Source organism: Micromonospora sp. NPDC005254 (assembly GCF_042872525.1).
GTDB lineage: Bacteria > Actinomycetota > Actinomycetes > Mycobacteriales > Micromonosporaceae > Micromonospora.
Genome location: NZ_JBIAKM010000004.1, coordinates 287,243 through 300,787, shown reverse-complemented (window position 1 = coordinate 300,787; position 13,545 = coordinate 287,243). Strand labels below are relative to the sequence as shown.

Annotated in this window: 11 protein-coding genes; 8 read left to right on the top strand and 3 right to left on the bottom strand. The window is 71.9% G+C overall.

What is annotated here, in order from left to right; all coding sequences use genetic code 11:
* Positions 1-199 precede the first annotated feature (199 nt).
* On the top strand, positions 200-1,624 hold the full coding sequence (purB, locus tag ACFYPR_RS14590) for an adenylosuccinate lyase (protein ID WP_355064642.1): 1,425 nt from the start codon (positions 200-202) through the stop codon (positions 1,622-1,624).
* Between the two features lie 133 nt (positions 1,625-1,757).
* On the opposite strand, the gene ACFYPR_RS14585 is transcribed toward purB, so the two are convergent.
* Both ACFYPR_RS14585 and ACFYPR_RS14580 read right to left on the bottom strand, forming a co-directional pair.
* Positions 1,758-2,321, bottom strand: coding sequence for a YbjQ family protein (locus tag ACFYPR_RS14585; protein WP_355134079.1), 564 nt, complete (start codon positions 2,319-2,321; stop codon positions 1,758-1,760).
* Between the two features lie 23 nt (positions 2,322-2,344).
* Entirely contained in the window at positions 2,345-3,028 is a 684-nt protein-coding gene (locus tag ACFYPR_RS14580) for a trypsin-like serine protease (RefSeq protein ID WP_355134081.1), read from the bottom strand.
* 356 nt (positions 3,029-3,384) lie between these two features.
* Between ACFYPR_RS14580 and purS the strand changes: the two genes are divergently transcribed.
* From purS to ACFYPR_RS14560, 4 genes are read left to right on the top strand one after another with little or no spacing between them, the layout of a single operon-like run.
* Positions 3,385-3,648, top strand: a complete 264-nt coding sequence (gene purS, locus ACFYPR_RS14575) for a phosphoribosylformylglycinamidine synthase subunit PurS (protein WP_387260343.1) — start codon at positions 3,385-3,387, stop codon at positions 3,646-3,648.
* The gene (gene purQ / locus ACFYPR_RS14570) at positions 3,645-4,328 is read left to right on the top strand and encodes a phosphoribosylformylglycinamidine synthase subunit PurQ (protein WP_266247815.1); all 684 of its coding nucleotides are present in this window, start codon (positions 3,645-3,647) and stop codon (positions 4,326-4,328) included. Before purS ends, purQ begins: the two co-directional genes overlap by 4 nt.
* Positions 4,329-4,374: 46 nt before the next feature.
* Complete coding sequence (gene purL / locus ACFYPR_RS14565) at positions 4,375-7,029, top strand: phosphoribosylformylglycinamidine synthase subunit PurL (protein ID WP_387260340.1); 2,655 nt, start codon at positions 4,375-4,377, stop codon at positions 7,027-7,029.
* 4 nt (positions 7,030-7,033) lie between these two features.
* A complete protein-coding gene (locus ACFYPR_RS14560; protein ID WP_354853897.1) occupies positions 7,034-7,789 on the top strand; it encodes a 2-phosphosulfolactate phosphatase in 756 nt (251 codons plus the stop codon).
* Positions 7,790-8,036: 247 nt separating this feature from the next.
* Here the strand turns inward: ACFYPR_RS14560 and ACFYPR_RS14555 are convergent, their stop codons facing one another.
* Positions 8,037-10,034 carry a hypothetical protein gene (locus ACFYPR_RS14555; RefSeq protein ID WP_387260337.1) on the bottom strand — a complete coding sequence of 666 codons (1,998 nt, stop codon included), beginning with the start codon at positions 10,032-10,034 and terminating at the stop codon, positions 8,037-8,039.
* A gap of 190 nt (positions 10,035-10,224) precedes the next feature.
* On the opposite strand from ACFYPR_RS14555, the gene ACFYPR_RS14550 reads away from it, so the two are divergent.
* The 3 genes from ACFYPR_RS14550 to purM all read left to right on the top strand — a co-directional run bounded on the left by ACFYPR_RS14550 (position 10,225) and on the right by purM (position 13,471).
* Positions 10,225-10,548 (top strand): sterol carrier family protein, encoded by a 324-nt coding sequence (locus ACFYPR_RS14550; protein WP_354853900.1) that lies wholly within the window; start codon positions 10,225-10,227, stop codon positions 10,546-10,548.
* A 168-nt stretch (positions 10,549-10,716) separates the two neighbouring features.
* Positions 10,717-12,255 (top strand): amidophosphoribosyltransferase, encoded by a 1,539-nt coding sequence (gene purF / locus ACFYPR_RS14545; RefSeq protein WP_354853477.1) that lies wholly within the window; start codon positions 10,717-10,719, stop codon positions 12,253-12,255.
* Between the two features lie 61 nt (positions 12,256-12,316).
* Positions 12,317-13,471: a phosphoribosylformylglycinamidine cyclo-ligase gene (gene purM / locus ACFYPR_RS14540; protein WP_354853480.1), complete on the top strand. Its 1,155-nt coding sequence runs from the start codon at positions 12,317-12,319 to the stop codon at positions 13,469-13,471.
* Positions 13,472-13,545: the final 74 nt, after the last annotated feature.

Here is a 13,545-nt window from a genome sequence, read left to right as displayed (position 1 = left end):
TCAGTAGAAATCCGCCAAGCTGCGCCCGGTCTTCGGACCGGGCGAGGATCGCAACGTCGTGGGCCGGCAGGGCCAGGCCGCGTGAGTGCGGCCGTGCACGACACCCCGCGGGTGTGACCTGACCCGACCCGTCCCGCCGACCGGCCGGTGGGCCGGGTTGGCTGGGGCTGCGACCGGCGCGTACGCGAGAATGAGGTACGTGACGACGATCCCGAACGTGCTCGCCAACCGGTACGCCTCACCCGAGTTGGTCGCCCTCTGGTCGCCCGAGGAGAAGGTCCGGATGGAGCGGCGGCTCTGGCTTGCCGTGCTCCGTGCCCAGCGCGACCTCGGCGTGCCCGTCCCGGACGGCGTGGTCGAGGCGTACGAGCGGGTGCTCGACCAGGTCGACCTCGCCTCGATCGCGGAGCGGGAGCGGGTCACCCGGCACGACGTCAAGGCCCGCATCGAGGAGTTCAGCGCCCTCGCCGGGCACGAGCATGTGCACAAGGGAATGACCTCCCGGGATCTCACCGAGAACGTCGAGCAGCTCCAGGTGCGGGCCTCGTTGGAGCTGATCCGCGACCGGGTGGTGGCCACCCTGGCCCGGTTGGCCCGGCTGGCGTACGAGCACTCCGAGCTGGTCATGACCGGCCGCTCGCACAACGTGGCCGCGCAGGCCACCACGCTTGGCAAGCGCTTCGCGTCGGCGGCGGAGGAGCTGCTGATCGCGTACGAGCGGCTGGAGGACCTGATCGACCGCTACCCGCTGCGCGGCATCAAGGGGCCGGTTGGCACGGCCGCCGACCAGCTCGACCTCTTCGACGGTGACGCCGACAAGGTCGCCGAGCTGGAGCGACGGGTCGCCGAGCACCTGGGCTTCGCGCGGGTGCTCGACAGCGTCGGGCAGGTCTACCCGCGCTCGTTGGACTTCGACGTGCTGTCGGCGCTGGCGCAGACCGCCGCCGCGCCGTCCTCGCTGGCCACCACGATCCGGCTGATGGTCGGTCAGGAGCTGGTGACCGAGGGCTTCAAGCCGGGTCAGGTCGGCTCCAGCGCGATGCCGCACAAGATGAACACCCGTTCGTCGGAGCGGGTGAACGGCTTCGCGGTGATCATCCGGGGTTACCTGTCGATGGTCGGCGAGCTGGCCGGTGACCAGTGGAACGAGGGCGACGTGTCCTGCTCGGTGGTCCGCCGGGTGGCTCTGCCGGACGCGTTCTTCGCCGCCGACGGGCTGTTCCAGACCTTTCTGACCGTGCTCGACGAGTTCGGCGCGTACCCGGCGGTGATCAACCGGGAGTTGGAGCGGTTCCTGCCCTTCCTGGCCACCACCAAGATCCTGGTGGCGGCGGTCCGGCGCGGCGTCGGCCGGGAGGTCGCGCACGAGGTGATCAAGGAGCACGCGGTCGCCGTGGCGCTGGCCATGCGCGAGAAGGGCGCCCCGGAGAACGACCTGTTCGACCGCCTGGCCGCCGACGGCCGCCTCGGCCTGTCCCGCGCCGACATCGACACCCTGGTCGCCGACCGAACCGCCTTCGTCGGAGCGGCGAAGACCCAGGTGGAAGCGGTAACCCGCCGCATCACCAAGGTGGTAGAAACCCACCCGGAAGCCGCAACCTACACCCCACCCCCCATCCTCTAACCCCGCCGACTCCCCCCTCGCCCCCCGCGCCCCAGCGTTCGTTGATCATGAAGTTATTGCCGCGACACGCCGACGCGCAGGGCAATACCTTCATGATCAACCGGGTGGCGAGGGGCCGGCAGCGAGGGTCGGGTTAGTCGCCGGTGGGGGTTTCTGCGGCTGTTCGTAGGTTGGGGCCGCTCGCGGGTTCGGCGATGCCGCCGAGAGACTCGGCGAAGGCCGGGTCGGTGGCGGTCTGGGCCGCCACCGCCGGCTGGTCGGCCGGCATGACCTGGGGCATCGTGGGTACGGCGATAACCGCCGTGCCGTACGCGCAGATCTCCATCCACATCTCGCCGCAGTCCCGGCTGTCGAAGCGCATGCCGATCACGGCGTTCGCGCCGAGCCGCAGGGCCTCCTCGCCGAGGCGGGTCACGGAGTCGGTACGCCAGCGGGTCAGGTTGTCCGGCGCCATCGGGTCGTACGCGCCACCGCGCAGATTCTTGACACCCTCGCGGTACGGGTTGCGCGTCCTGGCCATCGATGACACCACCTCACCGAGAATCTGGCGGATCTCGTAGCCGGGCAGTTGCTCTGTCGTCACGACCAGCACGGTTCCGATGCTGTCAGGAGTTGCGCGACCCGATCGGGTGCCGTGTTCACCTGATCGGATGCTGCAAAACGACGCGGCGCGGACGGTCGGCACGCCGCCGACCATTCGCGCCGCGCGGGCGCTAACGGTCAGACACCGGCCACCGAGGTGATCCAGGCCCGGTTGTACGCGACACTGCCGTAGTTCTGGATGGAGGAGCCGTCGGCCGTGGAGGCCACACCGACCTGCTGGCCGTTGTAGAACTGCGGCCCGCCCGAGTCGCCCCGCCAGGCGTTGCCGTTGATCCGGGTGCTGCGGATCGCCTGCCCGCCGTACGCGTCGGTGACGTTGGTGCTGGTCACCTGGACGGTGGCGGTCTTGAGCTGGCTGGAGGCGTCGCACCCGCTGTAGCAGGTCATGCCCCACCCGTAGATCGAGTTGGTCGAGCCGACGGGCGGGTTGCTGCTGGCCAGGGACACCGCCGAGGTGCTGACGGTGCTGGAGAGCCGCATGAGGGCCAGGTCGTTACGGGTGTAGGTGGCGCTGACGGTACGGGTGACCCCGCCCGAGGCGCGGTAGACGCTGCCGACCCGGACCGACATCGTGCCGCTGATGCAGTGTCGGGCGGTGAGCACCCACTGCGCGGCGATCACGCTGCCCGAGCAGGTGAACGAGCCGTTGCTCAGCACGGCGGCGGCCCAGGGGGCGGACGACACGGTGCCGCCGCCGATGATGGGTTGGGGGCCGGCCGGGGCGGCGGACGCGCCGGACGCGGCGGCGAGGGCGCCGACCAGCGCGGTGCTGATCAGGGCGAGCAGGGGACGAACGCGCATCGGTGGACTCCTTGGAGGGGCTGGGGCCCGGGGTCGCCGGGTGCCCGGTGGCGACAGCGGGAGATCCCCGCCGCCGCTGGCATCGAGTGATGTCGATGTACTGTAGGGCCGACGAGCATCGTTTTCAAGAAACTTATCGAGATCAACCAATGTAACGATTCGGCTACCCAGCGCGCCGTATATGCCCTGCTGGGGCCGCCTGTCCCGCCCCGCCGGCCGCACCCGCCGCCGGTTATGTGGATCACTGCCTGAACTGCGCCCGGCCGGTGCGTCCGCGACGGTATCTGCCAGGTACGCTGGCTGCGCTCGCCCGTTGTGGGTCGGCACCCAACTGCGTACACAGTCAGGAGTGCCCAGTGCCTCGCGTCGTCGTCGACGTCATGCTCAAGCCCGAGATCCTCGATCCGCAGGGCCAGGCCGTCGCAAACGCGCTGCCCCGGCTCGGCGTCAGCGACGTCGCCTCAGTGCGGATCGGCCGGCGCATCGAGATCGACTTCACCGGTGAACCGGACCTGAACCGGGCCCGGGAGATCGCCGACAAGCTGCTCGCCAACCCGGTCATCGAGGACTTCACCGTCCGCCTGGTCGAGACCGACGAGACCGCGGACGCCCGCTCGTGACCGCCCGGGTCGGTGTGGTCACCTTCCCCGGCTCGCTCGACGACGGGGATGCCGCCCGCGCCGTCCGGATCGCCGGCGCCGAGCCGGTCCGGCTCTGGCACGGTGACCCGGACCTGCATGGTGTGGACGCGGTCGTGCTGCCCGGCGGCTTCTCCTACGGTGACTACCTGCGCTGCGGCGCCATCGCCCGGTTCGCCCCGGTGATGGAGACGCTCGTGGACGCCGCCCGGGGTGGTCTGCCGGTGCTCGGCATCTGCAACGGCTTCCAGATCCTCTGCGAGGCGCACCTGCTGCCCGGCGCGCTCACCCGCAACCAGCACCTGCACTTCCGTAACCGGGACCAGGTCCTGCGCGTCGAGTCGGCCGGCACGGCGTGGACCAACGCGTTCCAGCCCGGCCAGGAGATCCTCATCCCGGTGAAGAACGGCGAGGGCTGCTACGTCGCCGACACCGCGACGCTGGACCAGCTCGAAGCCGAGGGGCGGGTCGTCGCGCGCTACGTCGGCGGCAACCCCAACGGGTCGCTGCGCGACATCGCGGCCATCACGAACTCCGCCGGCAACGTTGTCGGCATCATGCCGCACCCCGAGCACGCGGTGGAGGCGCTCACCGGCCCCTCGCTGGACGGCCTGGGCTTCTTCACCTCGGTCCTCAAGCACCTGGTGGGGGCGCCCGCGTGAACGCGAGGAGTCGGTCAGGCGGGCACGAGCGCAGCGAGGAGAGGTCATGACCACCCATCCGGACCCGGTACGGGACACTCCGGAGGCGTACTCCGCCCCGGCGCAGCCGACCGAGCCGCTGGCGCAGCCCGCCGCTCCGTCCCAGCCGGCGACCGCCGACTGGACCGACGGCGTGGACACCGTGCCGCGCGCCGGTGGCACGCCGGGCGAGTTGCAGCCGTACACCGAGCTGGGTCTGCGCGACGACGAGTACGACCGGATCCGGCACATCCTCGGCCGTCGACCCACGCAGTCCGAGCTGGCGATGTACTCGATCATGTGGAGCGAGCACTGCTCCTACAAGTCGAGCAAGGTGCACCTGCGCCAGTTCGGTGAGAAGGCCCCGCACAGCGACCGGCTGCTCGCCGGCATCGGCGAGAACGCCGGCGTGGTGCGGGTCTCCGACGAGCTGGCGGTGACCTTCAAGGTCGAGTCGCACAACCACCCGAGCTTCGTCGAGCCGTACCAGGGCGCGGCGACGGGTGTCGGCGGCATCGTCCGGGACATCCTCGCCATGGGTGCCCGCCCGATCGCGGTGATGGATCCGCTGCGCTTCGGCGCGGCGGACCACCCGGACACCGCCCGGGTGCTCACCGGCGTGGTCGCCGGCGTGGGTGGCTACGGCAACTGCCTCGGCCTGCCCAACATCGGCGGCGAGCTGGTCTTCGACCCGTCCTACCAGGGCAACCCGCTGCTCAACGCGCTCTGCCTGGGCGTCCTGCCGGTCGACCGGCTGCAGAACAAGGCCGCCGCGGGCCCCGGCAACGTCGTGGTGCTGATGGGCGCTAAGACCGGCCGGGACGGCATCGGCGGCGTGTCGGTGCTGGCCAGCGCCACCTTCGACGAGGGCAGCGAGGCCCGTCGCCCGGCCGTGCAGGTCGGCGACCCGTTCACCGAGAAGCTGCTGATCGAGGCGTGCCTGGAGCTGTACGACGGCCAGCTGGTCGTCGGTATCCAGGACCTCGGTGGCGCCGGCCTGACCTGCGCGCTCACCGAGACCGCCGCTGCTGCCGGCACCGGCATGCGGGTCTGGCTGGAGCGGGTGCCGCTGCGGGAGCCCTCGATGGACCCGCACGAGATCCTGGCCAGCGAGTCGCAGGAGCGGATGCTGCTGGTCGTCGAGCCGGACAAGCTCGAAGCCGTGCTCAAGACCGCCGAGAAGTGGGGCGTGCTCGCCACCGCGATCGGTGAGGTGACCGCGCCCGAGCCGGACGGCCGGCCCGGCCGACTGCTGATCACCTGGCAGGACCACCTGGTCGTCGACGTGCCGCCGGGTTCGCTCGTCGACGACGGCCCGGTCTACGCCCGGCCGATGCGGGAGCCGGCCGACCTGATCCTGCTCCAGGCCGACCGCGCCGAGACGCTGCCCCGCCCGGCCGACCCGGAGGCGCTGCGCGAGACCGTGCTGCGCATGATCGCGTCGCCCAACCTGGCCGACAAGACCTGGGTCACCGAGCAGTACGACCGCTACGTGCTGGGCAACACAGTGCTCGCGCAGCCGGAGGACGGCGGCGTGATCCGGATCGACGAGCGGACCGGGCTCGGCGTGGCGCTGTCGGTCGACGGCAACGGCCGGTACGCCCGGCTCGACCCGTACAACGGCACCAAGCTGGCCCTGGCCGAGGCGTACCGGAATGTGGCGGTGACCGGCGCGACGCCGATCGCCGTCACCAACTGCCTCAACTTCGGCTCCCCGGAGGACCCGGGCGTGATGTGGCAGTTCGCCGAGGCCGTGCGCGGCCTGGCGGACGGCTGCCTGGAGCTGGGCATCCCGGTGACCGGCGGCAACGTCAGCTTCTACAACCAGACCGGCGCGGCGGCCATCCACCCGACCCCGGTGGTCGGTGTGCTGGGTGTGCTGGACAACGTGGCCGACCGGGTGCCGATGGGCTTCGTCCCGCGTCCCGGCGGCGACCACGACCAGCTCTACCTGCTCGGCGAGACGAATGTGGAGCTGTCCGGCTCGGAGTGGGCCTGGGTGACGCACGAGCACCTCGGCGGCATCCCGCCGCAGGTCGACCTGCTTCGCGAGAAGGCGCTGGCCGACCTGCTGGCCGAGGCGGCCCGGGTGGGTCACCTCAGTTCGGCGCACGACCTGTCCGACGGTGGCCTCGCCCAGAGCCTGGTCGAGTCCTGCCTGCGGCGTGGCGTCGGCGCACGGATCGCCGTGCCCGAGCAGTTCGCCGACGGTTCGATGCCGTTCGTCTACCTGTTCAGCGAGTCCGCCACGCGGGCGCTGGTGTCGGTGCCGCGTGGCCACGACAAGGCGTTCGCGGCGCTCTGCGCCGAGCGGGGGGTGCCGTTCGAGCTGATCGGCGTCACCGACCCGACCGGCGGTGCGCTGGAGGTGCACGGCCAGTTCCGGATCGGTCTGGACGAGCTGCGCGCCGCGCACACCGAGACCCTGCCGCGCCTCTTCGGCGGCGCTGCGGCCGTCGACGTGCCCGCGCCGGCCGCCGGCGTGGCGGGCGCGGTCGAGGCCGTGCCGCTGCCGGGTGCCCCGGCCGAGCCGGTGGACGCGTCGGAGGTGCTCTCCGAGCCGATCGCCTCGGCCGGTCCGTCCCCGCAGACCGGAGCTGTCGACCCGGTCGGGTCGGAGCCGCCGGGCGAATCGTCCGAGTCTGACCCCGGTGCCGCCGAGCCGTCGCCTGACGAGCGCTGAGGCGTTGACGGCGGCCGTTTACGGCCAGCCCGGGTCGGGTGCCCGCTTCGACTGGGGCCTGACCGGGGCGGCCGAACTCGGCCGCGTCTGCGCGGCGCTGGTGGTGGTGGACGTCCTCTCGTTCACCACCGCCGTCGAGGTGGCGGTCGCCCGGGGCATGCGGGTGCACCCGTTCCCGTGGGGCGAGCAGGCCGCCGAGTACGCGGTGCGGGTCGGCGCGGTCGCGGCGGTGGGCCGTCGCCGGGTGACAGCCGACCATCCGTGGTCGCTCTCACCCGCCGCGTTGAGCGCCGCGCCCGTCGTGGCGGACCTGGTGCTGCCCTCACCGAACGGCTCCGCGATCAGCGCGGCCGCCAGCGCCACCGGGCTGCCGGTGGTCGCGGCGTGCCTGCGCAACGCCCGCGCCGTCGGGCGTTGGCTGCGCCGCCAGGGGTACGGCACGACGGACGCCCCCATCGGCGTCGTCGCCTCAGGTGAGCGGTGGCCGGACGGGTCGCTACGACCGTCGGTCGAGGACCAGCTCGGCGCGGCGAGCGTGCTGGACGCCCTGTCCGGTGTGCCGGGTGGCCTCTCCGTGGAGGCGGCCATGGCGCTCGCCGCGCTGGCCAGCACTCCGGACGTGCCCGCCGCGGTGCGCGGCAGCGTGTCCGGTCGGGAGTTGACCGAGGGCGGCTTCGGCGCCGACGTCGACGTCGCGGTCCGGGTGGGCGTGTCGGACGTCGTACCGGTTCTCCGCCAGGGCGTGTTCTCCGCCGCCTGACCGTCGCGGGTCGCCGGCCCGCTCACGCCGCGCCCACATCCGCGTCCCGCCGCGCCCGCGCCCGTCCGGTGCCGGGCGTGATCAACTCGGTTTCCGGGAAGTCGGTGTGTCGAGGTAACGCGGACAGCCCGCCTTCCTGGAAGACGAGCTGATCACGCTGGAGGACCGGGCGACCAGCGCCCGCAACGAAACGGCCGCCCGGAGATCCGGGCGGCCGTTCTGCCGTGCTGCGGTGCCGTGGTGCTGGTCAGTCGTCCAGCCAGTCGAGGCGTCGGCCGCCCCGCTCGGTGGGCGGCGGCCCGTCCGGCCGGGCCCGGCCACCCTGCTGTTGGCCGTAGCCGGCCTGGTCGTAGCCCCGGTCGTCGTAGGCGCCGCGTTGCTGCGGGGCTTCCTTGCCGTAGCCGCCCTGGTCGTACCCGCCGCCCTGCTGCTGGCCGTAGCCGGCCTGGTCGTAGCCCCGGTCGTCGTAGGCGCCGCGTTGCTGCGGGGCCTCCTGGCCGTAGCCGCCCTGGTCGTACCCGCCGCCCTGCTGCTGGCCGTAACCGCCCTGGTCGTACGCGCTGGTCTGCTGGCCGTAGCCGCCAGCCGGCTCCGCCGCGCGACCGCCGCCGTACGGGGCCGTCGGATCGGGCTGGCCGTAGCCCGGATCCTGCTCCGGCTGGTAGACGCCGGTGGCGTACGGGTCGGCCGGAGCCGGGTACTGGGTGCTGTCACCGGTGTAGCGGCCGGTCGGCTCGTCGAAACGCTCGCCGTAGCCCGCCCCACCGGCGGGAGCGGGCGGGTAGCCCGCGCCACCGGCCGGGGCGGTGTAGTCACGGCTGCCGTAGCCGCCACCCGGGGCGGCAGCGCCACCGTAGCCCGCGCCCGAGCCGGGTGCGGCACCGTAGGGGTCCCCCGCCGGGCCGGCGCCGTAGCCGCCCTCCGGCGTTGCCGCCGTGCCGTAGCCGCCGCCCGAGGACGGCGCGTTGCCGTAGCCACCGGCGCCGTAGCCGCCCGGAGCGGGCTCGTCGCCGTAGCCGGTGCCACCCCAGCCCTGCTGGCCCGCCGCGCCGTAGGGCTGCGCTGGCGCTCCGTACGGGTCCGGCGGGACGTCGTCGACCACCGGGCGGTGCATCATCGTCGGCGCCTCGCTCAGCGCCGCGCCGCCGACCATGGTCGGGTCGGGACCGCCACCGGCGCGGTTGACCACCCGGGTCTGGTCGTCAGTCCCGTGGAAGGCGCCCCGGGCCGCAGGCACGGCGCCAGCCGCGCCAGCGGTCGCCGGCTCGTCATCGTCGTCGCCGCTCTCGCGGCGCTTCATCCAGAGCAGCACGATCGTGCCGACGCCGGCCGCGACCAGCAGGCCGCCGAGCAGGATGATCAGGTACGACCCGAAGCCGCCGCCGTCGTCCTCGTTGGCGGCGTTCGCCGGGGCGCCCGGGCTGGCCGCCTCGGACGGCTGCTCCTCGCCATCCTCCTCGGTCGCCTCCTCGGTGGGGAGGGCCTCGGCGGTGGCGGACGGCGTGGCGCTGGGCGTCACCTCGACCTTGATCTCCAGGCTGATCCGCTGGCCGGTGATGGACTGCCCGGCACTCGCGGTGAAGTTCTTGAACGCCTTGATGTTGTCGGAGGACGCGCCGAGGTCGATACGCCCGGGAGCGATCGGAGCGGAGGTGCTTCCGGTGAAGCGGAAGTTGCCGCTGCCGTCGCTCAGGGCGTCGTAGCGGTGACCGGCGCTGTCCTGCAGGACGACGAAGGCATTCGGCACCGCGGTGTTGTCGGCCTTCTTGACCACCTTGCCGGACACCGACTTCACGGTCTGCGTCTGCTGCGGCGTCGGCGGAGCCGCGGCCTTGCCCTTCACGGTCAGCGCGACCGTGGCGGTGTCCGGGCCGGAGTCGGCCTCGACGGCCACCGTGACGGTGGCGGTCGCGTCGCCGGCGTTGTCGTTGGCGGCGATCCTGACCAGCACCGACTTGGCCTGCGGGTTGCCCAGGCCGGGGAAGTCGACGTCGCCGCAGCCGCTGGCGCAGCTGACGCCGGACGGCAGGCCGGAGAGACTGATCTTGGCCTTCCGGTCGTTGTCACCGGGAGTGACGCGCACGGTGATCGTGGCGTCGCTTCCGGCGTTCACGGTGACCGAGCCGGGGGAGACGTCGACCTCTGCGGCCAGGGCTGGTGTGGCGGGGACGGCGAGCAGAGCGCCGGCAACCAGCGCTACGACCACACCGGCCCGCTGCTTCCAGGCACGTCGGTGTGTTGACACGTCCACCGCCTTCCGGGCTGACTTCCCTTGACCGGCGGGGCGCCGGGCCGGGGATCATCACGGTACGAATACGCCGTCGGCCACTATGCCTTGTCTGACTGGATCGGCGCGACCCAGGGCCAGCGTCGAGTGCTTCACCTGTGCGTCGTATCGTCCCGTCGTGTCCTCTCCGCACAGTAAGTCCGCCGCCGTGGCGGCGGCTTTGTCGGCGCTTGACGAGGGTCGTACGCCCGAACGGCCGGTACTCCGGGAGGCGGTCCGGTCCTTGTTGGCCGTCCTCGCGGAGCGCGCCCCCGGCCGATCGGTGGAGGTGCGCGTCCCACCATACGGTGCGATCCAGTGCGTTCCCGGTCCTCGACACACCAGGGGAAACCCGCCGAACGTGGTCGAGATGTCCCCGCAGACCTGGTTGGGGCTGGCCACCGGCCGGATCGCGTGGGCCGAAGCGGTCACCGATGGTCGCGTTCAGGTGAGTGGCATCCGGGCGGACCTCTCGGCGTACCTGCCCCTCTAGCTGCGCGGATGTCCGAGTGATCGTGACTCTCGGCAGGGAAATCGTGACTATCTGTATCGACGGCGACTCGCGTACACTGTCAGGCGACGACAGTGGTCCCGGCCGAGGAGTGTGGATCCGCACCGTGATCCCCGCCAGGCCGGTCCAGACCAGCATGAGGGAGCGGTAGTGCCCCGAGGCGACGGCCGGCTGAGCCACGACCTTGACCCCCAACGACCCGGCCCCCAGGACGCCTGCGGCGTCTTCGGTGTCTGGGCCCCCGGTGAAGAGGTCGCCAACCTGACCTACTTCGGCCTCTACGCCCTGCAGCACCGTGGCCAGGAGGCCGCAGGCATCGCGGTGAGCGATGGCTCGGGCGTGGTGGTCTACAAGGATCTCGGCCTGGTGGCCCAGGTCTTCGACGAGCCCACCCTGGCCAGCCTGCGCGGCCACCTGGCGATCGGCCACGCCCGTTACTCCACGACCGGCGCCTCCAACTGGGAGAACGCCCAACCGACCATCCGGTCGACAAGTTCCGGCACGACCATCGCGCTGGCCCACAACGGCAACCTGGTCAACACCGCCGAGCTGGAGAAGGAGGTCGCCGAGCGCGGCCTGGTCGCGGACGGCTCGACCAACGACACCTCGCTGGTGACCATGCTGCTGGCCAGCCATCCGGACCTGTCCGTCGAGGCGGCCGCGCTCGAGGTGCTGCCGCAGCTGCGCGGGGCGTTCAGCTTCGTCTTCATGGACGAGTCGACGTTGTACGCGGCCCGCGACCCGCACGGCGTGCGCCCGCTGGTGCTCGGCCGGCTGGAGCGTGGCTGGGTGGTGGCGAGCGAGACCGCCGCTCTGGACATCGTCGGCGCCAGCGTGGTGCGCGAGGTCGAGCCCGGTGAGCTGATCGCGATCGACGAGGAGGGGCTGCGCTCCACCCGGTTCGCGTCGCCGGAGCCGAAGGGCTGCCTCTTCGAGTACGTCTACATCGCCCGCCCGGACGCCACCATCGCCGGGCGCAACGTGCACGCGGCGCGGGTGCAGATCGGTCGTCAGCTGGCCAAGGAGCACCCGGTGGAGGCCGACCTGGTCATCCCGGTGCCCGAGTCCGGCACGCCGGCCGCGATCGGTTACGCGGAGGCGTCCGGCATCACCTACGGCGCGGGCCTGATGAAGAACCCGTACGTGGGCCGCACCTTCATCCAGCCGTCGCAGACCCTGCGCCAGCTGGGCATCCGGCTCAAGCTCAACCCCCTGCGGCAGAACGTCCGCGGCAAGCGGCTGGTGGTCGTGGACGACTCGATCGTGCGCGGCAACACGCAGCGGGCCATCGTGCGGATGCTGCGCGAGGCGGGGGCGCTGGAGGTGCACGTCCGGATCTCCTCCCCGCCGGTCAGCTGGCCGTGCTTCTACGGCATCGACTTCGCCACTCGGGCGGAGCTGCTGGCCAACGGGTTGGACAACGACGGCATCCGGCGTTCCATCGGCGCCGACACGCTGGGTTACGTCTCGCTTCCTGGCCTGATCGCCGCGACCGAGCAGCCGAAGACCCGGCTGTGTCGGGCGTGTTTCGATGGGGAGTACCCGATCGAGCTGCCGGCCGGCAACCTGATCGGCAAGCACGTCCTCGAAGGGGTGGGCCGCCGGGTCGCCAACGCGACGCCGGAAGCCCCGGACAGCTTCGGCCCGCTCGTCGCCACTCCGGGTGGCGTGACCGCAAACCGCCCGTAGCACCAACCGGCGCGGCCCGGCCACCGCCGGCGCGGCACCGAGAACCACAAAGGGGAGAACCGTGACGCACGTGTCCGAGCGCAGCGGCGCAGGAAGCAGCCCGACCGGCGCTGGCGGCGACCACCAGCCGTGGACGGGCGGTGCTGGCCGTCAGGCCCGTAAACGCTCGGTCTCGTACGCCGACGCCGGGGTCTCCATCGACGCGGGTGACCGCGCGGTGGAGCTGCTCAAGTCGAAGGTGCGCCAGACCCGTCGCCCCGAGGTGCTGGGTGACCTCGGCGGCTTCGCCGGCCTGTTCCGGCTGGACACGAAGAAGTACAAGAGCCCGATCCTGGCGTCCTCGACCGACGGTGTGGGCACCAAGCTGGTGATCGCCCAGCAGATGGACATCCACGACACGGTCGGCATCGACCTGGTCGCGATGGTCGTCGACGACCTGGTGGCCTGTGGCGCCGAGCCGCTGTTCCTGCTCGACTACATCGCCACCGGCGAGGTCGTTCCGGACAAGGTGGCCGAGATCGGCGCGGGCATCGCCGACGGCTGCCGGTACGCGGGCTGCGCGCTGCTGGGCGGGGAGACCGCTGAGCACCCCGGTGTGCTGCGCCCGGACGAGTACGACATCTCCGCCACCGGCGTGGGCGTGGTCGAGGAAGCCGACATCCTCAGCCCCGAGCGGGTCGAGGTGGGCGACGTGGTGATCGCGATGCGCTCCTCCGGCCTGCACTCCAACGGCTACTCCCTGGTCCGGCACGTGCTGCTGGGCGCGGCCCGGATGCGTCTGGACATCGTGATCGACGATTTCGGTCGGCAGCGGACCCTGGGTGAGGAGCTGCTTACCCCGACCAAGATCTACGCCAAGGACTGCCTCAAGCTGATCGCCGAGGCCGACGTGCGGGCGCTGTCCCACATCACCGGCGGCGGCATCCCCGGCAACCTGGTCCGGGTGCTGCCGGAGCACGTCGACGCGGTGGTCAACCGGTCCACCTGGAAGCCGCAGCCGATCTTCGACCTGATCCAGTCGAAGGGCCGGATCGACGACCACGACATGGAGTCGACCTTCAACATGGGTGTCGGCATGTTCGCGATCGTCTCGGCCGAGGACGCCGACCGTGCGCTGGCCACCCTGACCGGCCGTGGGGTCGAGGCGTGGCAGGCTGGCGAGATCATCGAGGGCACCGGCAACGTGCAGATGGTCGGTCAGCACACTCGCGGATGATCACGCTCCGGTGATCGTACGGGCACCTGATCAGGGCTTCACCCGAGTGGCCAGTGCCGCCTAGCCTGAAGGGC

Excerpts from the sequence above, each read along its gene's own strand:
- ACFYPR_RS14585 (WP_355134079.1), bottom strand. The coding sequence starts at position 2,321 with ATGGTCGGCGGCGTGCCGACCGTCCGCGCCGCGTCGTTTTGCAGCATC.
- ACFYPR_RS14580 (WP_355134081.1), bottom strand. The coding sequence starts at position 3,028 with ATGCGCGTTCGTCCCCTGCTCGCCCTGATCAGCACCGCGCTGGTCGGC.
- purL (WP_387260340.1), top strand. The coding sequence starts at position 4,375 with ATGACCACCCATCCGGACCCGGTACGGGACACTCCGGAGGCGTACTCC.